The following is a 24,476-nucleotide window of genomic DNA, read 5'->3' as shown; positions in this document are numbered from 1 at the left end:
TTAATATGCATAAAAAAGCGCTATATAAAAGAAAACCAATTGTACCCGATTCAGACAAAATTTCTAAAAATGTATTGTGCACATATAATTTTTCATTAAATTGAAACTCATAATAATTCGAAAAATTAAACGCACCAATTCCGATATATGGATTGGATACATAATATTTAAAAGCAGCTTCCCATAATGTAAATCTTCCACTTCCATTATCATGCGAAAAATCAGAAATTCGTTTATTCAATATGTCATCCAATTGGCCACCCATTACACTATTCGATAAACTGAAGATTACTACACCAAACAATAGTAAACACATTATTATTTTTATTTTTTTTGCAAAACTAGATGTACATACATATACAAAAACGACGAGCACAAGTGCTAATATCCCGCCCCTTGAGAAAGTTAATAAACTTGTCGTCACACATAAAATCAATCCTAAAATGTTCGTTATATTATGTAGGTTTGTCATATAATACATAAAAAATATTGTATTATAAAAAATAAAAATGTTAGGATCATCTAGCAAACCAATTAACCTTGGGTATCCTCTATCAACTAATAGTCCGGCAAAAATTTCTCTTTCTTCTCCACCGTACAATCCAAAGTGCTGTAAGCCGACTATATACAGTATTAGACTTACAATATTAAATATAATTCCTACATAGACAATAGATGATTCAAGTGTTGCTATTTCAACATTTCCTACTAAATTTCTCATTATAAAATAACACCCTAAAACAAGTAACACACCAAAAATCATACGAATACTAGCATGTAAATATATAGAAAGAATTCCACTGAAACAATAAATGAAATAAAATAGTAAAAATACAACTTCATGAAAATATAGCTTTTGAATATGAAAGTTTTTAACTGTTAAACAAAAATATATCACTAAAAAAATCATATATATCTTCAGCGAAAATCCAATATATATATTGTATTTACTTAACATGACAAATAATATTAAGAGCATAATCCATTTCATCGATATTTTCATATTATTTTCCATAGGCTATATCCCCTGTTTCGTAATATAATCCTTTTTACGTGTTTTTGTTATAAACGAGAGAAGAAGTTTTTTCAGCTCATAGTCATATAGGAATATACCCACTACTACGATTAACATATTAAGAACGAGCGCAATGAAATGATATGTATGCAATATATATTGCACCCCAATAAAAGTTACGCCAAAATAAATTGTATAAGGTATGACAATTTGAAATACAATTTTCCCCTTCACTACACTTACCGCTATATACCCAACTAAGGCCACAATTTCAAATAAAACCATAGCATAAGCCGCTCCTATCACTCCACCAATACTACTAAAGCTATAAAGCATAATCCCACCTATCACTAATGCTATACATTGCACAACCGTTCTTTTATTTTGACGTCCACTCGTTGTTAAACCATCAGCTATAGCAATATTTAAACTTTGCAGTGCAATGAGAAATGATAATATTTGGAGTGGCTCTACTGCATTTTTCCATTCCTCATGAAAAAATATAGAAATAAAGTAAGGTGCTAAATGATATAAACCTAGCGTCATACATATTCCCACGATCGCCATTAATTTTATTTGAAGTAAGTTTAATTTCGTATGCTCTTCTAATTTATTCTGATTATAATGTTTAAAGAGCACTGGGAAAAATGCACCTGCAATCACTCCTGGCACTTGATATAAAGCCGCTGGCATCCGGTACGCCACTGCAAAAACACCGACCATACTTAATGGCAATGTATAGTTGAGCAAGATAGGCGCTAATTGCGGGGTACTCATTATTAAAAAACCACTAATAATAAAAGGAGTTAATTGCCAAAATAACGCTTTATGAATTACAACCTTCATATTCATTTTCGTCTTTTTTCTCATGATATATATACTGAACAAACCACCGATCATATACCCAAAAGCATATAAACGAGCTGTTACATACACCGGTAACTCTCCGAAAATACAAAAACATGTAATTATGATAACAACTGACGCTGATACAACTTTAATAAGTGCTATATACTTCATACGTTCCGTCAGTTGAAAATAGGCAATGCCTATGTTTTGACATGTTAATCCTATTAACATGAAAAACATTACGCTTATCATCATATAAATCAAATTTTTATCCGCATACATATAATGAATAGCAATATAGCCAATTATAGAAATAAAAATAAGTAGAATCATCCTTACCTTTATATACGACGATAAAATCATCTCTAAGTCTATTCCATCTTTTGCCCCTTCTCGAAGAAACGTATTCGTAAGTCCTAAATCTGTAAAAAATAACATAACAAACGCCACTGCTATAGCAACACTAAACATCCCATAATTTTGTGCATTAAAAAAATTTGCTAAAGCAATTAAACTCACAGCCTGAAGAAGATTAGCTAAAATCGTGCTATAAAATAGATGGATAATATTATTTAAAATCGATCTACCCATACCTGTTCTCCTTTGCAAGCAACCTACTTAAGTATATTTATCTTGCACCATTACCATTCAATACGATTAAAACAGTTTTACATAAAATATGAATGTCCATCTTAATCGTTTTCATTTCAATATACTCCATGTCCCATTTCAACTTTTCTTTTGGATCAAGATCATACCCGCCATTTATTTGTGCCCATCCTGTTAACCCTGGCTTCACAATTAAACGTTCCTTGAATTCCGGAATATAGGCATCAAATTGTTTATAAAAATACTCTCTCTCTGGCCTAGGTCCAACAAAAGACATATCGCCTTTTAAAATATTGAAAAGTTGCGGCAATTCATCAATTCTCGTTTTTCTTATAAATGATCCAACTTTAGTAATTCTTGGATCATTTTCATCTGCCCATTGCGGTCCATTTATTTCAGCATCTTTTACCATCGACCTTAATTTAAATACATTAAATTTCTTTCCATTCATCCCTAAACGTTCTTGAAAATAAATTGGAGCTCCTGCTGTTTCGAAAGCAATTATAATACAAAAAAACAACATAGTTGGCAGCGTTACTAGTAACAATATGAGTGAAAATATAATATCAAACAAGCGCTTTATACTTCGATTCAAAATACTGGTCTTTTCTTGGGCCGGAATCGTATACAACTTGGCTTGATTTGTTTCACGAATCATAGATCGTTACCCCCACATTCAAGAATATAAAACTATACCTATTAATTCACATTCTTTCTTCTTTATATTTGCTATCACTTTTTGCACAGTATGTAGGGAATCCTTTCTCCTTTTAACCGCTAAGACCACTCCATCGCATTTCCCTGCAATCATGTGCGTAGCAGGAAGCTCAAATACTTCAGAGGAATACAAGAAAATGTAATCAAAATCTTCCTTCCATTTTGCAATTACATAATCAAATTCATCTGTAGCAACTAAAGGTGTACCAGTGTGTACTGTTTTTTTTGCAGGAATACAATATAAGTATTTAGATAAGTTACTAGAGAAAGTTTCATAACTACAGGAGGGATCGCTTATTATATCATTCACTGTTTTCGTATGGTTGCTTTGTAATAGTAGATGTAGCTTAGGATCGGAAAAATTCACATCGATAAGTAACACCTTTTTTTTCATTTCTGCAAACACTAGCCCTATATTGACTATAAGCGAGGCAACAACACCTCTATCCTTCGTTGAACTAATTGTGAACACTTGTTTCCCCGATTTTTTCAACTCGTGATACAGCGTATAAAACTGCTCTTTCATTAAAGCATTATGCGGATCAAATGGAAGCTGTTTCTTTGTCTTAAACATCGACATGTTCACCTCGATATATAGATGATTGCGTATCAACTTCTGTAGATTTCTTTTTTCTTTTCGGTTTCATATTTATGTAGCAAATAACAGGGATTGTTGTTATTTTCTCCAAATCTTGTTCCACGTATATACGCTCATCAAAATAATCTCGAAATATAGCTAAACCTATCCCAACAAAAAAACTAACAAGTAAAGAGATAGGGATAATAAGTTGAAATTTCGGAAACAACTTTTCTGCATTTTCCTGTAACTCAGGGTCAGTTAATATTTTTACTCCCTGTACATTCGTATACTGTTGAAAACTTTTTTGAGATTGTTCTGCCAGTGACTTTACGATTTCTTTTACAATTTTAGAATCCGAATCTTTTACTGTAACAGTAACAATTTGTGAATTGTCCATATTCACTACTGAAATCTTTTGAGCTAATTCATAACTTGATTGCTCTAATTTCAAAGTTTTTTTGACGGTTGAAATAATAAGTGGACTTTTTAAAATATCAACATACGAAGTTACGAGCTGCTTATTTTCCTGTGTTTTATTTGTTGAATTTTCCTTATTAAACTCATCTAGATTCCCAACAAGAATTTGTGTTGAATATTGATATGAAGGCTTTAATACGTACATAGAGATAAGAATTAGAGAAACAGTTAAACAGCACATCGTCAAAAAAATTGTTACTATCCTTCTTTTCAATAACTGTTGAAAATCCTTCATACTAATTTCTTGCTTCAATTATTTCACCGCCTTTGTCTGATTCATATTCTGCACATCATTCTTTACAGATAACCCTTTCTTCTTTCTATTCGCTTGCTTTGTTACATACTTTCCGACTCTGAATGCAAATTTTTCTACAGATATATACGAAAGCATTGCAAGTATAAATGAAAAAACGAGTGAGAAAATTAAAATGATAGGCAACGGTAATATTTCATGGAGCATGTATATAAGGGAAAATAACGATATGATATGGTATAAATAAAGACTGTAAGAAATCTTCCCCAAATATAACAAGTATTTATTACGCAGCAACGACGACAAAGTTGATACTGATAAACTTAATATGACAAATAAACATGCACTTATCGCTACTACGTAGTCTCGCAATATAAAATTATTGAGCACTTTAATTTCTCCGATAAGCCCTTCATACATATAAAGTAAAATCGCTAATAAAAACCATGCAATTTTCTCATTTTTAGTACGATTACTATAAAAAACTATTACATTATTTTTATACTTCGCAACTAGTGCCCCTAGTAAAAACAGTACTGTGTAATGCAGGGTTAATGCATAGCTTGTTAATGTTAAACTTGAGTGAAATAATAATAGAATCCCGACAGAACATATACTAAAACTAAACAATATCAATAACGAATCTCTCAACGTTTTTCGTAAACAAACCATCAAAACTAGCGGGAAAATTATTGATATTCGCATTTCATGAACAAGTGACCAAATTACGCCGTTATATGCATCTGTATTATATTTCCCAACCAATAATATATGCTGCACGATTAGGCTTAAAGAACTTTCAATCGTCCATGAGCGATTAAACCATTCACTTAAATGAGAAATTCCATATTCACTCATTGTAGTTTGGCATAAAATAGCTATAAGTATTGCTACGATATATGGAATATAGATTCTGCATATACGCTTTAAAAGGAAGGACCCATAACTATCGTAGTTGTTTTGAATGGATCTATACAAAACAAATCCACTCAAAACAAAAAAGATAATAACAGATTCGTTACCACTACTAAAAATTAGACGAGCAGGTGTTTCTTTTAATAGATACATAACAAATGGTTTATTATCTTCATAACTGTAATTTTGAAATACTGAAAAAATCATTAAATGATGACCAATCATTACTACCAATGAGGAAATTCCTCGAATTGAATCCAGTTCTTCATACCTATCCATCGTTTTATATCAACTCCTAATGAAATGATAATAATCATTTCAAAGCGAAACCATTATTCATATTCCTCTCCTTTCTTTTCATTCCAATTTTTCATATTAAAATGATTTATAGCGTAATTTTGAATGTATTGTAACATTTTTTGTAATATTATGAATAGAAAATCTCTTAAATTGGTATATACCAATTTCAACCTCGAAAAATGAAAAAAATTGGTAGAAAAACACTATGAAAATATCTTGTATATTTACAAAAATTAAAGAGGGAAATATAGTTATTTCAATATAAAACAAAAAAGATAGCCTTTATCGGCTATCTTTTTTTACCTTATTTAGTTGCTAGAGCCACTATATGCGACATGTCGTTTCTCAATTCGTTCCTCAATTTCTTTCATATTTTCTTTATTATTTAATAGTGATTGTTTATTTTCAATTAATAATTGTTTAAAAGATTTTCTCACTTTTTTTCTCATTTTCATTGTCCTCCTTGGGGGATGGTTTATATAAAGAATTATCTGGGTGTTCTTATAATAATTGATTGTTGTGAATTCCATTTGAACTTCACATGAAAATTCTGTTTATTTTCTGACAACTTTGTGAACACGAAAAAGAGATCTACGTAAAACAGTTTTGTAGTTGCTTCATTTTATTACATAAATCGCCATTTACGTCATCTTATATCAATTTACCTTGTCGAAATATTTATATATTTCAAGCTACATTCCATATACTTTCATCTACTAAAATTCTTTTTTTCAAAATAAAAAAGAAGGTGTCACCTAGTCAAGCTTCGACTCATGCAACATCCTTCTTTTCAAACTATTTACAACATATTGATTAATATTTCAGGTCTTCCCCAATTCATTTCTTCACAAACGAATCGTAGTTTTTCTTCATCTATTGTGTGTAATCCTTCTTCTAGCGAACATGAAATAGGAACTTCACAATGAATTTGCGCTAATTGTAATGAAATATTTAAATTCTCTAAATCACTTTCAATCTTCGTACGTTGCGCTTTCGTTAAAGATGCCACATTTTCTAGTACAGTTGCTACTGTACCATGCTCTTGAATCAGTTTATACGCTGTTTTTTCACCAATACCTTTTACACCTGGGTAATTATCGCTCGTATCTCCCATGAAAGCTTTTGCATGCACGATTTGCCACGGTTCCACACCTTTTTCTTCCATAATTTTCTCTGGTGTGTAATACTCGTAATTTCCAATTCCTTTGCGCAGAAGCATAACTGTAACGCTCTTATCAACAAGCTGCAGTAAGTCCGTATCACCTGTTAAAATGTAAACTTCAGCTTCATTACAATATTGTTTTGCAAGCGTACCAATACAATCATCCGCTTCATACCCTTTCATTCCAATAACTGGAATGGACAATTTCGCAGTCATTTCTTGTACTAAATCAAATTGCGGAATTAATTCTTCAGGTGGTGCTGCACGATTCGCTTTATAATTTGAGAACGATTCTGTTCTAAATGTTGTACTTCCCATATCCCAGCATGTTACGATATGTGTCGGTTCAATTGCTTGCATTGCTGTTAATAAATGTTTCATATAACCATGAATCCCGTTTGTAGGGGTACCATCTTGTCGTTTCATAAATTGTCCATAGACACTTGTTGCATAAAAAGCACGAAATAATAGTGCCATACCATCAACTAATAATACTTTTTTCATAATTCCTCTCCTACCAAAAAAATAATAACCCCACGTCATCACGTAAGGTTATATAAATAGATTACCATTCTACGTTTTTCAACTTTGTCTATTATACATTGTTTTTGTATATTTAGCATCATTTACACATTAAGACGTTCTACTACAACAAGTATGAAGAATTCCTGAATACGTATTTTTCCCAGTCGAAACAACTACAGCTTTTGCATTTCCACCAACAATATACGTCCCTTTGAAACATACGTTTTCAAGTTCAAGTGGATTATAGTCTTTCATTCGTTTTAAAGGAATAAATCGTTTGCGCTCAAGATGATAGCAACTTTCAAATTTCTCAATACTTGCATCGTTTCCTGTTAGCACAGATTCATTTACTAATAAATCATTCGCGTAAATGATACGTACATCTGCTGGTACTGTATCACCTTCTGAAAGGAAAATCATATCTCCTGGAACAAGCTCTTGTACTGGCAAATCCATCATTTTCAATTCACCGTTTAAACCTGTTACACTAGAACATTCTACTCGAGACACAGTAATCTTCTCACATTGTAATCCATCTCTCACATGTTGTTTTGAAAAACCTGGGATCATTCCACTTAGCTTCATCATCACTTCCGCAATACGAGCTCTTTTTGAAGTTAATTCATTTCGGCCGTATACTTGAATACGTTTTTGTGCCTCTTTCATAGACAATCCATCTCTTGTTGTTTTAAAATACGCAAATACAGATTTTACATCTCTCGTTGCAATTTCAATTAATAAATCTTTATTTTTTTGAAGCATCGTTTGTTCTTTCATTGATTTTTTGCTTAATTTATATGACGTGTTACCCACAGTTTTGTTTGCATATAACATATTATCGTCTCCTCCTTTACAACGTAGGAAGAAACGCTTTGTTTCTCAATTTATCCACTTTACGGTGAAAGTGTCTAGCGCCTAAACATACATATAAACGCTACATGATGATAAATATAGAGGGAGGAACAAGTCGTTTCCTGCCTACATCATATATTTTTGATTTGAAGTATATGGGTAACGGAACCGAGTCAGAATTTGACATGCTCCTCACCTCCTCGTTTTATTTTATAGTTTATACTATGAATTTACTCATAGCTTGGTAACAAAAAGACCCTTACTCCGAAAAGAGTAAAGGCCATGACATACACAAATAAACGATTCCTAATACAATTAGAAATCTACGGACCTCTCCCTCGCCGAGTTTTAGCACTGTATAGCATAGGTACATTACCAGCTACATTAAGAAAAACCTTAATTCGATCATTCCTGTTGACCCATTGGCGTCTCTCGACATTTTTGGGCAGTAGCATTTCTCTATACAGGAGCCTCACCTAACAGAGACTTATTTTTATTACATAGAAAATGTTACTCTTATTTAAAATAGATGTCAACAGTAGCCTACATTTTTTTCAAAAGGTATAACAAACTAACCTAGATATAATAAAAACTTTACGTTTAAACGTAAAGTTTTTAATAAGTTATACAACCAGCAATTACAATCCCAATTGAAAGCGATAAAAACATAAGAAAAAGACCGACCGCTTGATTATCTTCTTCAAGACTTTTATTTATATTAAAGCTTGGTGTAAGCCACTCAGCCAAATAAAAGACGATAATTTGAGCTAAAATCCCAACCGCTCCCCACGAAACCATATCAAGAAGTGAAATAGAATTAGCTGCTGTTGAATATAAAACAATAGCTAACCCAAGTAATCGCCCTCCAAGTACATAGCTTACCGCCTTATTCCCTTGGGCCATTAACTTAAATTCTTTTACTTTCGTTGTCACTTCCATTAGGAAAAGACCAATGCATAAAAGACCAAGTGTTACTGCTAAATATAATAAAAAATTAATCATATACTTCCTCCTTTTTTATACCTACCGGTAAATAGTACGATTCATTCCCCGTAATTTTTTCACCAGCACGAATACCAATACTACTCGCTTTTCCAGCAATTAAAAATGAACCAAACACATACGACAATTTCTCCATCCCTTTTTCTGTTTCCAACGATACGACTGGAAGTTCTGTATACTTTTGAAATATCGGCAGCGACGCTTTATACGTTTGGTATGTATTTTGAAGCATAATATTTTCGTCCTTATCGCGAATCGTAATTGTATCTCCTTCTCTACCAAATGAAGGTTTTTGAACGAAAGAACCTTTTCTTAAAAATAAATCTGGTTCTAAATATGTAGGTAGCATATATTCTTTAATCCACCGTTGTTCCTCATTTGTATAAAAGGCCTCTTCTTCTGCTAGCCCCCAAATAAGACACTGAACTGATTTTGGCTGAAGTAAAAATGCTGACAAAGGATTGATGATAAAAAGCTTTCCGGCTTTTACAAGTTGCAACAACTCCACACCTACCAAATCTCCTGTTTCAGGATCTTGATCCTCAATTAAATCTTCTATCGGATATGTTTGGCGGTATAAAACATCAATTTGCACTCCATCCCTATCCACTAAAGCATCTTTTGTAATTCTAAGTTCTGACATTGGCACTACTTTATTTTCAACATGGCATAGCTGACTCAAATACATAGTCGTATTCCAATCCTCAATATGTTCATGATGTGCTGTAAAAACAACATTTGGATTGTCTATTTCCTTTGTCGCTTCTAGTACGGCTTTTGTAACACCAGAAGATAGTAATCGTTCTTGATCCGAGTTCGGATCATCATAGCCTAGTTTCTCGCAAACTTTTCCATTTATTTGAAAACATTCCATAATAAACGTTGGCGTATCACTATTAAATTCGAGCATTTTCATTTTGTTTTCACCTGTTAAAACGAAATCAAACCGTGAAATAATAGATTCAGGATATAATCCTTTCATTCTAATGAATGATAAGCTCGCAGGAGGAAATCCGAGTTCAAGAAGCTGTTCGTCACTTAAATTCCGCAAAAGTCTAGCAGTCTTAAAAAATATTTTTCCCATTCGTTCAGTTGCTAACTGTAATTGTTTCATAGTCTCATTTGTTATAGAGAAAACATGAAACAAACTATACTCACATTCATATAAATCCGACCAGAAATCCGGATATTTTGAATAAAACTCTTTTCGATCCCTTATGTACTGCGACATATGTTAGCCCCCAAATCCTCCCTTTGAACCACTTCCAATCCCACCTTTAAATTCCGCAGACGATTGATACGATTTAAACGCCGATGAATTTTTAAAATTGGATTTATTTTGATAGTATGTTCCGCCATAGAAATAATGCCCACGATATCCTGAACTACTATCATCACACTGCCATACCCCAAGTTCATCATCCCAATCCCAATCTGAACAACTATTATCATTCGGTTTTGGGGGTAAATCTTGTGCGCAGCCAAATAAGGTGCCGGTCATTAAAGACGTTACGACACCACCTACTAGCCATTTCGTTTTTGTCACCTTCGCACTCCCCTTTTTAAATTCTATTCCTATTATATAGGATGTCATGATAAAGTAGAAGAAAAAGGAAGAAGAGGGATAAAATGCGCTTAGAATATCGACTTAATGATGAAACAAAAGGATATCCTGCTTTATGGAATTACACAAATATTTCTAATTCTGAAATCATTGCACGCATGACTTGTGAATATTTTATAAAAGATAAAAATACATATGTTGTCACTGCAACCTCAGTAGATCCAGACGGAACAGCAGTTATATATATTCAACAAGAAACTTTCTCTAACGATCCTTCAGATCCTACTTACTTCCACATCGGTTTTGAAATTAGAGAGCTAAAGGATACAAGTTCAAACTTGATTGAAAGTAAAGATGTATGGAACTATGAAGAAATTTTACCATCTCTTCATTCAGATATTATATATATTCAGCGCGACAGCATGCATATGGAGTTTACTTTAGATTCAAGAGAAATTGATGAAGACAGAAAATGCTATATTTATTACGGAAACTTCACAGGTGAATCGAGATAAAATGGATATATGTATGCAACAAAAAAACCTTACGTATAAAACGTAAGGTTTTTATTTAGCCCCACATATGCCGTTCTCTCTAGATGTCCATAAACCTGCTCTCACAGGTGGATGCTCTCACAAATGTTTGTAACTTCCTTCTTAAAAAGATGGCATGTTAGCTACATTTAAATATTGAACTTCCATATTAAACTTATTGGTTTAAGACATGCATAAGCTACGTACACCGTAGGAATTTTATATAATGTTAGTTGAAATAAGACCCCCGCACGTGCCGCTCCTCGTAAATGTCCAAAAACCCGCTACTCGCAGGTGGATGCCCTCACAGTTACCGTACATCTTCCTCCACAAAGAAGGCTTGATGATGGTCGCTAAATATTGAGCTTCCGTATAACTAACATCGGTTTTAGACATAAATAAGTTACGTACACCGCAGGATGTATTATTTACTTGTCGTTATATTATCACATTGTTTCCAATGTGTAAAATACAAAGTTTTTCGAGCAATCTCTTGCTTGTGACCTTATTTTAATACAAATTATTTTTGCATGCAAGTGATTAATCTTCTTCTTTTGCAATTTGATTTTCTGGATAAGAAATCCAATCACTCCAGCTACCTGCATACAATTTAACATTTTGGAATCCAGCTAATTTCAATGCAACGATATTTGGGCATGCTGTAACACCAGAACCACAATATACAATTGTTTCCTTATCTTTTGAAAGATTTTGGAATCGTTCTTGTTGCTGGGATTCATTCTTAAATTGTCCTGATTGCAGCATTCCATCCTTCCAAAAATAATTTACTGCTGTTGGAATATGTCCTGCTTTTGGATCAACCAGTTCCTCTACACCAGCATAACGTTTTGGCTCTCTAGAATCAATTAACGTAACATCTGCACCTGTATGAATATTCTCTCTCACCGTTTCCATCGTTACAAGCATATGATCTTGTACATTTGCTTTGAATGCTTTTCGTTTAACAACAGGAATTTCCGTTGTTATCGGTAGTCCATTCTCTTTCCAAGCTGGAAATCCGCCATCTAATATATATACTTTCTCATGTCCTACATAGTTTAATAACCACCAAAGACGAGAAGCATTTGCACCCGCTTCACTGTCATATGCAATCACTGGCGTATGTTCATCAATACCAGCTCGCGACAGTTTGTCTGCAAACTCCTCAATATTTGGTAACGGGTGGCGACCACCATGTTCTGTTATAGGACTTGATAAATCTACATTCAAATCAAAATATAATGCATGAGGAATATGTTCTTCCCCATACTTTTCTCTACCCCAATTAGGATTCGCTAAATCAAAACGACAATCGATTATACGGACGTTCTCATCTTCTATATGCTCACGTAACCATTCGACTGTAACTAACATCTTTAACGACCTTCTTTCTCTTGCAAACGACTTACATACTCCATAACCATTTCTTTTGTAACATATTTACGCTCTAGTGTAACACCATTTTTTGCAAGAGCGTTAATTTGCTTCGTTAGAGCATTAATGACATCAACCGAAAAGTCTTTCCCATTTGACGCAAGAGATACGGCTGCTTCAATAGCTGCTTCACGCTGCGCATCTAATTGTAAACATGCTTTTACACTTTCATTTTGTTTACGAGAATGTGCTGTAATTGCTTTATGTACTTCCATCTTCTCTTCCCCCTAAATAAGTTATACGTTCTCATTCAATTCCATTGCAAGCCGAATCATATCACGGCATACAATCCCATTTTCAATAATCTCTTCTTCATAATGCTTCGAAAAGTAATCAAAATCAATAGAAAAAATACGAAATCCACATTTTTGATATAAAGCAAGTTGTGAAACACTAGAATTGCCTGTACCGATTTCAAGTTTTGACATACCATACCCTTTAGCAGTTTCTATGGCATGACTTACTAGCTTCTTTCCAATCCCTTTTCCTTGCAAATGCTCTACAACCGCAATATTCATAATTTCCATCGTCTTCGGCCTTGTTTCCAAAATCACATATACACCGATTACATTATCCTCTTGCTTAGCTACGTATGTTAATCCTCTTTGTACATATGTAGCTACTTGCTGTTCACTTGGATCAGCAAGTAGTAATAAAGACTTCGGTATAGCTTCTTTTGAAATACGTTCTATTACAACAGTCATAAAAAATTCCCCCTTCTCTATTGTTCTAAACCCTCCTTGTCTACCATAAGTAATAGAAAGGAGGGATTCACCATGGACAACAATGAGAAAAAATGCAACGTCATCTCTATTGATGGAAAGAAGAAGAAGAGCGACACGTATTCCTATCCAAAATTAGTAGTAGAAAACAAAACATATGAATTTTCTTCGTTCGTCTTATGCGGTGAAACACCAGACGGCAGACGACTCGTTCTTACTCATATGATTTCTACCGATGAATTTGCTGGGTTTGTCAAATCTTTAGATACGGTACTACAAAAGAAAATCGAACGAATCTTTTTCTCATAACGACTACATCACATACATTTCTTTTTCAATCTCTACTAATTGCTTTTGCAATTGTTCTTTACTTTGTTCATATAGTGATACATCAATTGTTTCAGCCAATGCAAATAATACACTTTCATAATAATTCATCACATCTTGCTGCATCACTTTTTGGAATAAGTTCCATTTCAAATCCCACTCTTGCTTATAATGATGAACAAATAAATCTTTTTCATCAGCTACATAGTTTGATACGAGAGGTTCTAATACAGATTTAGCGTCTTCTTGCATAAAGGCTTTGTCATTCTTTTCAAAAAAGCTTTTCTCGTTTTTAAAGTGTGACAATGCTTTTTTGAAATCTTTTATTTCAACTGAAGGGAACGGTTCTTTATGTGTAATATCTTTATATTCATATTCTACTGTTCCATTCATAGAAATTAATTCATTTTCTACTTTACAGTTCACCACAATTTCATTCTTTGCACGCTTCATCGCTTCATCTATCCATCTTTCAAGGCGTAATGATGTCGCACGCATTTCTTGCAATAAATCATGCTGAATAAATGCTACTAATTCCATAACACACTGCTGCAACTGCACTTTCACATTTCCATCCGTTCGAAGCGATGCTGGATTAATAAATTCAGTAAACACATCGTTATAGCGTAGGAATAGACGTTGTTGCACGTAATAAAGCAATTCTTTCACTTCATTTTGCATCGCCTGTTCTTCAGCAAGCACACTATATGATGAAATAATATGAAGTAGTTGATCACGCTCTGCTTCATATTTTTTCGTTTGCTTCTCTTTCTCTTCATTCCCCTGCTTTGCACCATTTATCATATTTACTAACAGCTGATCTGCCCCTTGCAATGCACCATATAAAGCATGAACAGATACGAGCATTAAATCTCTCATCATAAAGGATGTAAATGATTCCTCGAATTTAGCAATCCCAGAGTTTTGTAAAATACCGTACTTCTCTTTTTCAATATTTTTTCCTTGTTTCTCTTCAAGCGCACATAAACTTGAAATTGCAAATAAACGTGGACTTCTAATACCGTATTGCAGTAGCTGGTCTGCGATATAACCTTTTACCATTTCAAGTTCTTCTTCAGACTCTGCTAAATCAGCTGCATTAATTAAGAAAAACATTTTATCAAGAGCAAAAGTATCCTTTACACGACCAAGCTGAATTAAAAATTCACGGTCGGCACGAGAGAACACGTGATTATAATACGTGACAAATAAAATAGCATCTGCGTTTTTAATATACTGGAACGCAACGTCTGTATGGCGGGCGTTAATAGAATCTGCTCCAGGTGTGTCTACAAGCGCTACCCCTTGCCTTGTTAATGCACAATCATAATAAAGCTCCATGTACTCAACAAAACAAGATTTTTCTTCATTCGCTACATAATCAGAAAATTCATCTAATGTAACTTGTACTTGCTCACCTAAATGCGCAGAAACCGTATCATACCCTTTTTGTACCGCTCGTAAAAAGCTAAATGTTGTTTTTTGCTTTCCAGTTGGTGAAGGGTATTTCATAACTTTATCAATCTGTGCTAACGCTTCATCTAACGTAGTAATTTCATAATGAAACAGTTTATAAACAGCTTTCATATCTTCTAATAAGGCTTGCTTTGATTTAAATTGAACCATTACTGTTCCGTGTGGTTTTTCCTCAGTAACTGGTAAAATTTGATTGATCGTTGCCGTCGTCGGATTTGGTGACACAGGAAGTACTTTCTCACCAAGCAATGCATTGGCAAATGATGATTTCCCAGCACTAAAAGCTCCGAATAACGCTACTGTAAATTGTTTCGTTTCCACACGGCGCCTTTTTTCTATTACCTCTTGCTGTACATGTTTTAACGCTGGCAATGGCTCTAATATCGTTTCAGCTTTCTTCACTTTCTCTAATATACGCTGAATATTTAAAGCTGCCGTTCCTTTTATCTCTTCCTCATGAGCCGCTACGTTATCATTTACAACTTCCTGCTCTTGTAGTGTGAATTTCTCACTTACAATTTGTTTTTTACTTTGTAATATCTCTTCTATTTGCAACCCTTCTGGTATAGCAACACGCTCATGCCAAACATTTTGTAAATAACTTTCATATGTCTCCAATTTGTTACTGTATTGCAATTGTGTTTCTTTTGCCGTTTGCAACATCGTATATGTTTCAATCTCTTCTTCAATACGATCAACTGCTTCTTTCACCTTTTGCTTTAAAACGACTGCACTTTTATCAAAAATTTGCTGTGCTTTTGTAAAATAACGTTTCTTTAATTCATTCGCTACATCCGCTGTATAAAGAAGTAAGTAATCACCTGTGAAACCTGCACCTTGTTTAATTACTTCCGCTAACATTTCTGGTCCAAAAGCAATTTCTAAAGCATACATGTCTTTCCCAATCTCTTCTGTAAACAACCCTTCTTCTTTTAAGAAGGCAACAATAAATTCTTTCACATGAAAATCAAGTTGCGTTTCGACAGTCTTTTGCAAAGCAGCATAAAAAGCATCTAAACGTCTCTGTTTTTCTTGCTCAGTCTTTCCTTTCGCAAATAGCAAACCAACTTTAAATTTTGTTAATTTCGTTTCTAAGTACGCATTTGCCAATTCTCTCATTTCAAATGGCATTAAATACGCGTTATCTAATATAGCTTGTAAGCCTTTTATAAATTCATTTCTCATTTGAGACTCTTTATTAGCCTCGCGATGTTTCATTTCCGTTAGCTCTTCTTTCTTTTCAACTATTTCTGAAATGGAAAGCGGTGATGCTAACTCTTCCTCATATTTCAAAAGAGATTTTTCATTTTCAGAAAGAATAAACGAGAAATGTTCCCCCATTAAATATTCTGTTTCTCGCTCCATTCCATCTCTTACATACTGCTCTTTTTCTTTCATAATAGAAGTAATTAATGTTTCTAAGCTTCCAATTTCATTATGTGGATGGTTCATCATTCGTAATGAAGTATAATAAACGCCATCTACTTCAATATCCCAGTTAGAGAACGATTGTTTTACACTATCTTTATAATCCGCAAACGATAATTCATTTTCTTTATGTTTATCTATTTGATTTACAACGAGATAAACCGTTTTATTACGTTGTTTCAATTCTTTAACAAATTGTAAATTCACTTCCGATTGGACGTGATTATAATCCATCATATAAAAAATTACGTCTGCTAGATGCAGCGTTGATTCTGTCGCTAGTTGATGAGCATCATCTGTTGAATCAATCCCTGGTGTATCAACTAGCATAACACCTTCAGGAATTGGAGCATCATTCCGATAAATATGAACACCAATTACCTCATCGCCATCTTTACAAATTTGTTTTAATTCTTCTGCTGAATATGCACCGTCATATTCGTACTGCTCTCCAGATTTAATCGTTACAACAACACGATCAAATCCCTTTTCAATTTTAACGACGTTAGCGCTGGTCGGAATTGGACTTGTCGGTAACAACTGCGCTTTATATAGATGATTCATCATCGTTGATTTCCCTGCTGAGAAGTGACCGCAGAATGCTATCATAAGCTGCTCTCGTTTATATTTTTGAATTACTTCAAACAACTTTAAGCTATTCTCTGCATCGCCGTGTTTTTGCCACTCTTCATAAAAACAAACAAGTTTTTTCATACCGTTTGTCTGTACTATGTTTGTCATCCCCTTGTTCCCCTTTATCCAAGATGTATATACTTTTCCCCGCTATTTGCGAGCACATAATCAACAGGAGATACATTCCCTCATTGATTATCGTTTCACTTTACTATCATACTAAATTTTCAGCATATTCTCATTAAAAATAAAAAATCCCTTTCATTCTTTTTACAAATGAAAGGGATTTTATGTAATATCACTCATTTTGCTGTTCCTACTCCATTTAAAACATACTTTGCAATAACTGCATATACAGCGACTGTACCTGCTACTAATGCATATACCATACTCATGCACCAACCTTTTTTGATAATGATTATCACTTTTGAATACATTTTATCATTAAAGAGAATCATTATCAACACTTTTTCATAAAGAAAGCCCCTTATAAGAAGGAGCTTCACTGCCTGTTTTGAAAAAAGGTAAAACTTGTTGTGCACTCTTATTATATCTCATCTTACATAACTTAATAGTTAAAAAAAATGGAAATCCACCCTATACCCTCCATCTTACATTTTGTATAATAAAAGGGAATTACTTAACAAGGAGGAAAATAATGACACAAAATATTTCACAAGGCGAGAGGATTCACTCCATCGATATTATTAGAGGAATAGCTGTATTAGGTATTTTTCTTGTGAACTGGCCTGTTATTGCTGGAGTTGACTCACGTGATATTACAGGAATTTACGAAGGGATAGACAGCTACATTCGCCTATTTTACGATATGTTTATTCAAACAAAGTTTTATACTATCTTTTCGTTTTTATTCGGCCTAGGATTTTATATTTTTATGACTCGTGCTGAAGCGAAAACAGATCGACCAAAAACTTTATTTGTTCGTCGCTTACTTATTTTATTAGTATTTGGTTTCTTACATTACGTTCTTTTATGGGACGGAGACATTTTACATACTTATGCAATTACCGGGTTTTTCTTATTTTTATTTTACAAAAGAAAGCCACGTACTATTTTAATATGGTCAATTGTACTATTAAGTTTCATGCAATTGTTCACATTATTAGGTTCTCTTGTCATGTTATTAGTGCCGGTAGATGAACTAGGCCTTTCCATAGCCATTATGCCGTTAGAAAACTGGGGCTTACAAATTACAGACAGATTCTATTCTTTCTATTCTGAAGCAATAAGTAACAGTCTTATTATGCTTCCTGAAACACTAGGATTGTTTTTACTCGGATTATATGCCGGTAAAAAAGATATTTTCCGCCGTGCCAAAGAATTAGATCCAAAACTAAAGAAATGGCAAATTATTATGTTTGTTTTAACATTGCCGATGTGGTTTATTATGGTTTACTTCTTTATGAACAATCAACCATACACACCATTTTCACTTATGGGTATTACGATGATAAGCGGAAAGACATTATTCATATTCTACATTTTCACGCTCATGCGTTTATTACAAAAAGAAAAATGGCAAAAGATATTACGTCCGTTCCAGTACGTTGGTCGAATGGCATTAACAAATTATATCTCGCATACAATTGTTACGTTGCTTGTATTCGGAATATTGTTCAAAAATGATTATCTTGCTCCATTATGGGTAGGACCACTATTTTGTATCGGTTTCTACACGCTGCAAATCTTTATTAGCCGCTGGTGGCTGTCACGTTACCAATACGGGCCACTTGAGTATATATGGCGCCTTGGTACGTATGGGAAAATGATGCCACTTAAAAAGAAAAGCAAGGTCTCGTAAGCAACACAAAAATAAAAGGTTCAAATCGCATGCGATTTGAACCTTTTATCAATTTTACGCTTCTCTTACCGCACTTTGTATCGGAACTGGTTCATCCTTTACTTTCACTTTACGCTGCGGCACCATATTAAATACGATATTTAAAAGGACCGCTGACGCACTTCCAAGTACGATTCCGTTATCTGTTAAAATACGAATGCTTTCTGGAAGTTGTGAGAATAATGTAGGAACGACAGTAACTCCTAGTCCGATTCCGACTGAACATGCAACGATTAATAAGTTTTCTTGTCTTCCAAAATCAACGCTACTTAACATTTTAATACCATATGCCATTACCATACCGAACATCGCTAACATCGCACCGCCAAGTACTGATTTCGGAATGATTGTTGTAATAGCTGCGATTTTTGGAATGAACCCAAGAACGATTAACATACCACCACAAGTGTAAATAATCACGCGATTTCTTACTCCAGTTAATTGAACAAGCCCTACATTTTGAGAGTATGTTGTATATGGGAAGGCGTTGAAAATACCACCTAACACCATCGCTAATCCTTCTGCACGATACCCTTTTGTTAATTCTTTTTCACCAATCTTTTTATTGCAAATATCAGATAATGCAAAGTAAACACCTGTCGCTTCTACAATCCCTACGCAAGCAACGAGAATCATCGTAATAATTGGCGTTAATTCAAATGTTGGTGTACCGAAGTAAAATGGCTGAATACCATGGAACCAATCCGCTTCTCCAACCGCTTGCAAGCTTACTTTCCCCATAAATGCTGCAACGATTGTACCGAACAATAGACCTAGTAAAATAGAGATTGAACGAATAAATCCGTCAAAGAAACGATACATAATGATAATAAATAGTAAAACACCAAATGCTAATGCTAAATTTTCAAGACTACCAAAATCTTTACTTCCTACTCCACCAGCCATATCATTAATTGCTGCTGGAACAAGTGTAACTCCAATTACGGTAACGACAGATCCTGTTACAACAGGGGGAAACAGCTTTACAAGCTTTCCAAATAATTTCGCAAAAATAACAACGAATAACCCCGCAGCAATAATCGCTCCATAAATAGAGGATACGCCGTATTGTTTCCCGATTGCAATCATCGGGCCAACCGCTGTAAATGTACAACCAAGTACAACTGGAAGTCCAATACCGAAAAAGCGATTTGATAACGCTTGTAAAATTGTCGCAACGCCGCACATTAATAAATCAATTGAGACTAAATATGTTAACTCTTTTTGATTTAAACCAAGTCCGCCGCCCACAATAAGCGGAACGATAATTGCACCAGCATACATTGCAAGCATATGCTGCATACCAAGTGATGCGATTTTAAATGGATGTTGCTTCATCGTTTATTTCACCTCCGCAGTTTCTTGCTGTACAAATGTAACTGCGTTATTATCAAGTGATGCAATTTCTGCTAGTGATTCAACACGAACTCCTTGTTCACGAAGCTTCTTTCCTCCATCTTGAAATGCCTTTTCAATAACAATCCCAATTCCAGCAATACTTGCTCCTGCTTGCTCGACTAAACTCATTAAACCTAAAGCAGCCTGACCGTTCGCTAAAAAGTCATCAATAATTAAAACGCGATCACTTTCATCGATATGATTTCGAGATAATGAAATTTCATTTGTTTCTTGTTTCGTAAATGAATATACGTTTGCAACATACATATTATCTTGTAACGTTAACGATTTACGCTTTCTAGCAAAGATTACTTTTACACCAAGTTCTAATGCAGCCATAACCGCTGGTGCAATGCCTGAAGATTCAATCGTCACGATTTTTGTAATGTTCTCTTCTTTAAAACGTTTAGCAAATTCTTTTCCGATTTCTTGCATAAGTACTGGATCAATTTGATGATTTAAAAAAGCATCTACCTTTAATACGTCACCAGATAAAACCTTTCCTTCGTTCAAAATCTTTTCTTGTAATACTTTCATGTTTGTTCCCCCTCTTATGCAATAAAAAAACTCCAAAAGCCGCTACCACTCGTTACAAGTGAGAGACGCGCTTTTGGAGTTTCGCAAAAAAGAATGCTAAACAAGCAAATATATTCGTCCTCACTCATAGTCAAAGTATTTACGGTACTTCGGTAGAAACTTGCAGGCCATATCCCCGCGATTATATGAGTGTAGCTAACTATTTATTTTATAGATGGATTATAACGCACTTTTTATACTTTGAAAAGCATTTATTAACAAAACACGGACAAATTTTATAAAACCATCATTTTCGTTCGCGTTTTGTAAACTCTTTCATTCCCAATTATAACTTCGTTAAAATGATTGGTCCATCTTTTGTAATCGCAATTGTATGTTCATATTGAGCTGATAATTTCCCGTCCATCGTTTTCGCAGTCCATCCATTTAAATCTACTTTCGAATATCGCATACCTACATTGACAATCGGCTCAATCGTAATTACCATTCCTTCTTGTAACTCAGGCCCTTGTCCTTGCTTCCCAAAATGAAAAATTGCTGGTTCTTCATGAATCTCTTTACCGATTCCATGTCCCGTAAAGTCTCTTGCGACAGAAAAACCTTCACTTGCTACATAACTTTCAATTGCATAGCCAATATCTCCTACATGATTACCGATTATCGCCTGATCAATGCCTTTATACAAAGCATTCTCAGCTACTAACAACAGCTTTTCTGCTTCATCAGAAACTTTTCCAACTCTATACGTCCAAGCAGAATCTGAAAGACCACCATTTAAGTTTACTACCATGTCAATTGTTACAATATCACCCTCAGTTAAAGGAACATCGGCCGGAAACGCATGACACATTTCATCATTTACAGATGCACATATCGCATATGGATATCCGTTGTACCCTTTCTGCTCAGACGTTGCACCATGCTGTTCTAAATATGCTTCCACAAACGTATTAATTTCTTTTGTTGTAATACCTGGTTTCATTATTTTCGCAATTTCTCTATGACATGAAGCAAGTAACTTTCCAGATTCATGCATTACATCTATTTCATTTTTCGTTTTAATTGTAACCATTCTACCTCTCCTGACTAAACTTCACATTTACTACTGAAATTCAATCATACACATCCTCTATCAAAATTTCAAAGCAGCCAATTACAAAAAATATTATTTATTTCTGCATCAAAATAAAAAACAGAGGAGATTCTTCTGTTTTTAATCATTTTTACATATATAATTCATTTTCAAAAACTCAAAACAACTACCATTTGTTTTCTGTATAAACGTTCCAACTGCTTCAAACCCTGCCCTTTTATACACTTTAATTGCTCTCTTATTAAATGTAGCTACTGATAGTGTTATATAATTACATCCATATTTTTCTTTACTAAAAGCTAGTATAGCGTTTATGAACTGTAAACCAAATCCATTTCCAGTTATATTAGGACTCATTCCAAGACCTATATCAACCGTCCCATCATTTATTTTACAAACAGTAAAATAACCAATGAGAGTGCCATTTTCCTTCACAGAAAAGGTATGATCCCCCCTACTCTCATCATGTAAAAATTCGGCTAAATCTTCTTCATCTGCCTCTATATCGTAAAAGGAATATTTCCCTTCATAATGCCAGTTGTATGCAATTTCTTCTGCTTCTTCTTGCGTCATTACTGTATATGTATAATCCATTTTTCTCCCCCCTTTAAAAACAGAGCTGCAAGTAAGCAGCTCTGTTTTATAACTCATAAATCTCTCTATACTTCGCTTCTAAATAATCTGCTAAGTAATTTGCATTTAATCCTTCACCTGTTACATCTTCTAAAATTTCAAGTGGCTTTTTCGTTTTACCGTATTGGTGAATGTTTTCTGTTAACCATTCACGAATTGGCGTTACGTTTCCTTCTTCTAATAATGCATCAAAGTTCGGAATGTCTTTTACCATTCTTTGCTTAAATTGCGCTGCATACATATAACCAAGCGCATAAGATGGGAAGTATCCAAATGAACCACCAGCCCAGTGAACATCTTGTAATACGCCTTGTGCATCGTTAGCCGGACGAATCCCTAAATATGCTTCCATCTTATCGTTCCAAGCCGCTGGTAAATCCTTCACTTGTAATGTGCCATCAAATAACTCTTTCTCAAGTTCATAACGAACCATAACGTGAAGCGGATATGTAAGCTCATCTGCTTCTATGCGAATAAATGAAGGCTTCGATTCATTTATTGCATCATAAAACTCATCTACTGATATATCATTGAATTGACCATCGCTATACTCTTTTAATAAATCATAATTTTTCTTCCAGAATGATTTATTACGACCGATAAAGTTCTCAAAGAATAATGATTGTGACTCATGAATACCCATAGATGTTCCACTACATAGCGGTGTACCTTCAAATTTCTCTGCAATATTTTGTTCATATACAGCATGACCACATTCATGAATTGTTCCAAACACAGCCATACGGAAATCTTTTTCGTCATAGCGTGTCGTAATACGAACATCCCCTCTATTTAATGTAATCTCGAATGGATGTACGGTTTCATCAAGACGACCTGCTTCAAAGTCATAATTTAATTGCTTTAATAGCTCTAATGTAAAGTTTTTTTGTTTTTCTTTTGAAAAATGTTCCGATAAAGCACTTGTCTTTAATCTCTTTTGCGACTCTGATATTTCTTTTACGAGCGGAACGATACGCTCACGAAGTTGACCAAATACGTGATCTAACACTTCTACCGTAATACCCGGCTCATACATATCTAATAATGTATTATATTTATATGTTTCGTAACCCCAATATGTAATGAACTTCTTTTTAAATTCGACGATTTGTTCTAGATACGGACGGAACATTTCGAAATCAGATTTTTCGCGAGCTTCTTCCCACACACTTTCCGCTTTCGCTTCTAATTTCACATACGCTTCGTATTCCGCTTGTGGAATTTTCTTATTTCTATCATATTCTTTACGACACTCTTCCACCATTTTCTTCGTCGTTTCAGAAAGTTTGTCTTCACTTATTAAAGCTTCAAGCTCTGTTAAATAGTTCCCCATCTCATCTGAAGTCGACATGGCAAATACTTCTGATGAAAGCATGCCAATTACTTCTGAACGCTGGTCTACACCTTTTTTAGGCGCACCTGTTCTCAAGTCCCAAAACATTAAGCTTAATGCTTCTCCATAATTCTGTATCTTCTTCACATATGTTAAAAATTGTTTTTCCACTTCATATGTAGCTACTGTCATCGTATAAAAACCTCCTTTTTCTACCTCAAACTTAATTCGACACGAAAATCTAAATT

General features: G+C 34.2%; 24 protein-coding genes, 2 other RNA genes and 2 riboswitches. Of the genes, 3 read left to right on the top strand and 23 right to left on the bottom strand.

The genetic code is table 11. The features are described 5' to 3' along the window. The 12 genes from MR079_RS17680 to MR079_RS17625 all read right to left on the bottom strand — a co-directional run. Positions 1–1,015 (bottom strand): O-antigen ligase family protein (locus tag MR079_RS17680; protein WP_242294377.1); only part of this gene is annotated, 1,015 nt, incomplete at its 3' end. A gap of 3 nt (positions 1,016–1,018) precedes the next feature. Then, a complete protein-coding gene (locus MR079_RS17675; protein ID WP_242294376.1) occupies positions 1,019–2,455 on the bottom strand; it encodes an oligosaccharide flippase family protein in 1,437 nt (478 codons plus the stop codon). Positions 2,456–2,492: 37 nt separating this feature from the next. Beyond that, positions 2,493–3,131, bottom strand: coding sequence for a sugar transferase (locus MR079_RS17670; RefSeq protein WP_087951894.1), 639 nt, complete (start codon positions 3,129–3,131; stop codon positions 2,493–2,495). Positions 3,132–3,149: 18 nt separating this feature from the next. Then, complete coding sequence (locus MR079_RS17665) at positions 3,150–3,770, bottom strand: CpsD/CapB family tyrosine-protein kinase (protein WP_140421320.1); 621 nt, start codon at positions 3,768–3,770, stop codon at positions 3,150–3,152. Further along, positions 3,757–4,500, bottom strand: coding sequence for a YveK family protein (locus MR079_RS17660; protein ID WP_242294375.1), 744 nt, complete (start codon positions 4,498–4,500; stop codon positions 3,757–3,759). The genes MR079_RS17665 and MR079_RS17660 overlap by 14 nt, the downstream gene beginning before the upstream one ends. Beyond that, positions 4,501–5,694: an acyltransferase family protein gene (locus MR079_RS17655; RefSeq protein WP_242294374.1), complete on the bottom strand. Its 1,194-nt coding sequence runs from the start codon at positions 5,692–5,694 to the stop codon at positions 4,501–4,503. Positions 5,695–6,023: 329 nt separating this feature from the next. Next, the gene (locus tag MR079_RS17650; protein ID WP_048527108.1) at positions 6,024–6,164 is read right to left on the bottom strand and encodes an FbpB family small basic protein; all 141 of its coding nucleotides are present in this window, start codon (positions 6,162–6,164) and stop codon (positions 6,024–6,026) included. 350 nt (positions 6,165–6,514) lie between these two features. Next, positions 6,515–7,381 carry a 5'-3' exonuclease gene (locus tag MR079_RS17645; RefSeq protein WP_139868004.1) on the bottom strand — a complete coding sequence of 289 codons (867 nt, stop codon included), beginning with the start codon at positions 7,379–7,381 and terminating at the stop codon, positions 6,515–6,517. 129 nt (positions 7,382–7,510) lie between these two features. Continuing rightward, complete coding sequence (locus tag MR079_RS17640) at positions 7,511–8,236, bottom strand: P-type ATPase actuator domain-containing protein (protein ID WP_139868006.1); 726 nt, start codon at positions 8,234–8,236, stop codon at positions 7,511–7,513. A gap of 343 nt (positions 8,237–8,579) precedes the next feature. Continuing rightward, positions 8,580–8,745, bottom strand: a riboswitch (M-box (ykoK) riboswitch). A gap of 124 nt (positions 8,746–8,869) precedes the next feature. After that, a complete protein-coding gene (locus MR079_RS17635) occupies positions 8,870–9,256 on the bottom strand; it encodes a DUF350 domain-containing protein (protein WP_242294373.1) in 387 nt (128 codons plus the stop codon). Next, positions 9,249–10,487 carry a glutathionylspermidine synthase family protein gene (locus tag MR079_RS17630; protein ID WP_242294372.1) on the bottom strand — a complete coding sequence of 413 codons (1,239 nt, stop codon included), beginning with the start codon at positions 10,485–10,487 and terminating at the stop codon, positions 9,249–9,251. The genes MR079_RS17635 and MR079_RS17630 overlap by 8 nt, the downstream gene beginning before the upstream one ends. Before the next feature lie 3 nt (positions 10,488–10,490). Next, positions 10,491–10,802 (bottom strand): hypothetical protein, encoded by a 312-nt coding sequence (locus MR079_RS17625; RefSeq protein WP_139868011.1) that lies wholly within the window; start codon positions 10,800–10,802, stop codon positions 10,491–10,493. 83 nt (positions 10,803–10,885) lie between these two features. Between MR079_RS17625 and MR079_RS17620 the strand changes: the two genes are divergently transcribed. Next, positions 10,886–11,335 carry a hypothetical protein gene (locus tag MR079_RS17620; protein ID WP_242294371.1) on the top strand — a complete coding sequence of 150 codons (450 nt, stop codon included), beginning with the start codon at positions 10,886–10,888 and terminating at the stop codon, positions 11,333–11,335. 54 nt (positions 11,336–11,389) lie between these two features. Here the strand turns inward: MR079_RS17620 and ssrS (MR079_RS17615) are convergent. The 5 genes from ssrS (MR079_RS17615) to MR079_RS17595 all read right to left on the bottom strand — a co-directional run bounded on the left by ssrS (MR079_RS17615) (position 11,390) and on the right by MR079_RS17595 (position 13,491). After that, positions 11,390–11,573, bottom strand: a non-coding RNA gene (ssrS, locus tag MR079_RS17615) — 6S RNA. Positions 11,574–11,594: 21 nt separating this feature from the next. Continuing rightward, positions 11,595–11,777: non-coding RNA, 6S RNA (gene ssrS, locus MR079_RS17610), on the bottom strand. A 116-nt stretch (positions 11,778–11,893) separates the two neighbouring features. Then, positions 11,894–12,727, bottom strand: coding sequence for a sulfurtransferase (locus MR079_RS17605; RefSeq protein ID WP_242294370.1), 834 nt, complete (start codon positions 12,725–12,727; stop codon positions 11,894–11,896). Between the two features lie 2 nt (positions 12,728–12,729). Further along, on the bottom strand, positions 12,730–13,002 hold the full coding sequence (locus MR079_RS17600; protein WP_139868017.1) for a YpbS family protein: 273 nt from the start codon (positions 13,000–13,002) through the stop codon (positions 12,730–12,732). Positions 13,003–13,023: 21 nt separating this feature from the next. Further along, a complete protein-coding gene (locus MR079_RS17595) occupies positions 13,024–13,491 on the bottom strand; it encodes a GNAT family N-acetyltransferase (protein WP_139868020.1) in 468 nt (155 codons plus the stop codon). Positions 13,492–13,563: 72 nt separating this feature from the next. On the opposite strand from MR079_RS17595, the gene MR079_RS17590 reads away from it, so the two are divergent. Continuing rightward, a complete protein-coding gene (locus MR079_RS17590) occupies positions 13,564–13,818 on the top strand; it encodes a DUF3931 domain-containing protein (protein ID WP_000369740.1) in 255 nt (84 codons plus the stop codon). 3 nt (positions 13,819–13,821) lie between these two features. Here the strand turns inward: MR079_RS17590 and MR079_RS17585 are convergent, their stop codons facing one another. Next, positions 13,822–17,481 carry a dynamin family protein gene (locus tag MR079_RS17585; protein WP_242294369.1) on the bottom strand — a complete coding sequence of 1,220 codons (3,660 nt, stop codon included), beginning with the start codon at positions 17,479–17,481 and terminating at the stop codon, positions 13,822–13,824. Positions 17,482–18,031: 550 nt separating this feature from the next. Here MR079_RS17585 and MR079_RS17580 point away from each other — a divergent pair. Beyond that, the gene (locus MR079_RS17580) at positions 18,032–19,195 is read left to right on the top strand and encodes a DUF418 domain-containing protein (RefSeq protein WP_242294368.1); all 1,164 of its coding nucleotides are present in this window, start codon (positions 18,032–18,034) and stop codon (positions 19,193–19,195) included. 54 nt (positions 19,196–19,249) lie between these two features. Here the strand turns inward: MR079_RS17580 and pbuX are convergent, their stop codons facing one another. From pbuX to ypwA, 5 genes are all read right to left on the bottom strand, one after another. Further along, positions 19,250–20,572, bottom strand: coding sequence for a xanthine permease PbuX (gene pbuX, locus MR079_RS17575; RefSeq protein ID WP_000809226.1), 1,323 nt, complete (start codon positions 20,570–20,572; stop codon positions 19,250–19,252). A 3-nt stretch (positions 20,573–20,575) separates the two neighbouring features. Next, positions 20,576–21,169 carry a xanthine phosphoribosyltransferase gene (locus MR079_RS17570; RefSeq protein WP_139868027.1) on the bottom strand — a complete coding sequence of 198 codons (594 nt, stop codon included), beginning with the start codon at positions 21,167–21,169 and terminating at the stop codon, positions 20,576–20,578. Between the two features lie 107 nt (positions 21,170–21,276). Continuing rightward, positions 21,277–21,378: riboswitch (purine riboswitch) on the bottom strand. Positions 21,379–21,494: 116 nt separating this feature from the next. Beyond that, complete coding sequence (locus MR079_RS17565; RefSeq protein ID WP_242294367.1) at positions 21,495–22,241, bottom strand: type I methionyl aminopeptidase; 747 nt, start codon at positions 22,239–22,241, stop codon at positions 21,495–21,497. A 141-nt stretch (positions 22,242–22,382) separates the two neighbouring features. Then, positions 22,383–22,856, bottom strand: a complete 474-nt coding sequence (locus tag MR079_RS17560) for a GNAT family N-acetyltransferase (protein WP_242294366.1) — start codon at positions 22,854–22,856, stop codon at positions 22,383–22,385. A 46-nt stretch (positions 22,857–22,902) separates the two neighbouring features. Continuing rightward, the gene (gene ypwA, locus MR079_RS17555) at positions 22,903–24,420 is read right to left on the bottom strand and encodes a carboxypeptidase (RefSeq protein WP_000215091.1); all 1,518 of its coding nucleotides are present in this window, start codon (positions 24,418–24,420) and stop codon (positions 22,903–22,905) included. Positions 24,421–24,476 lie beyond the last annotated feature (56 nt).

The organism is Bacillus cereus group sp. BfR-BA-01381, from assembly GCF_022663555.1.
GTDB lineage: Bacteria > Bacillota > Bacilli > Bacillales > Bacillaceae_G > Bacillus_A > Bacillus_A pacificus.
This window is presented reverse-complemented; position numbering and strand designations above follow the sequence as displayed.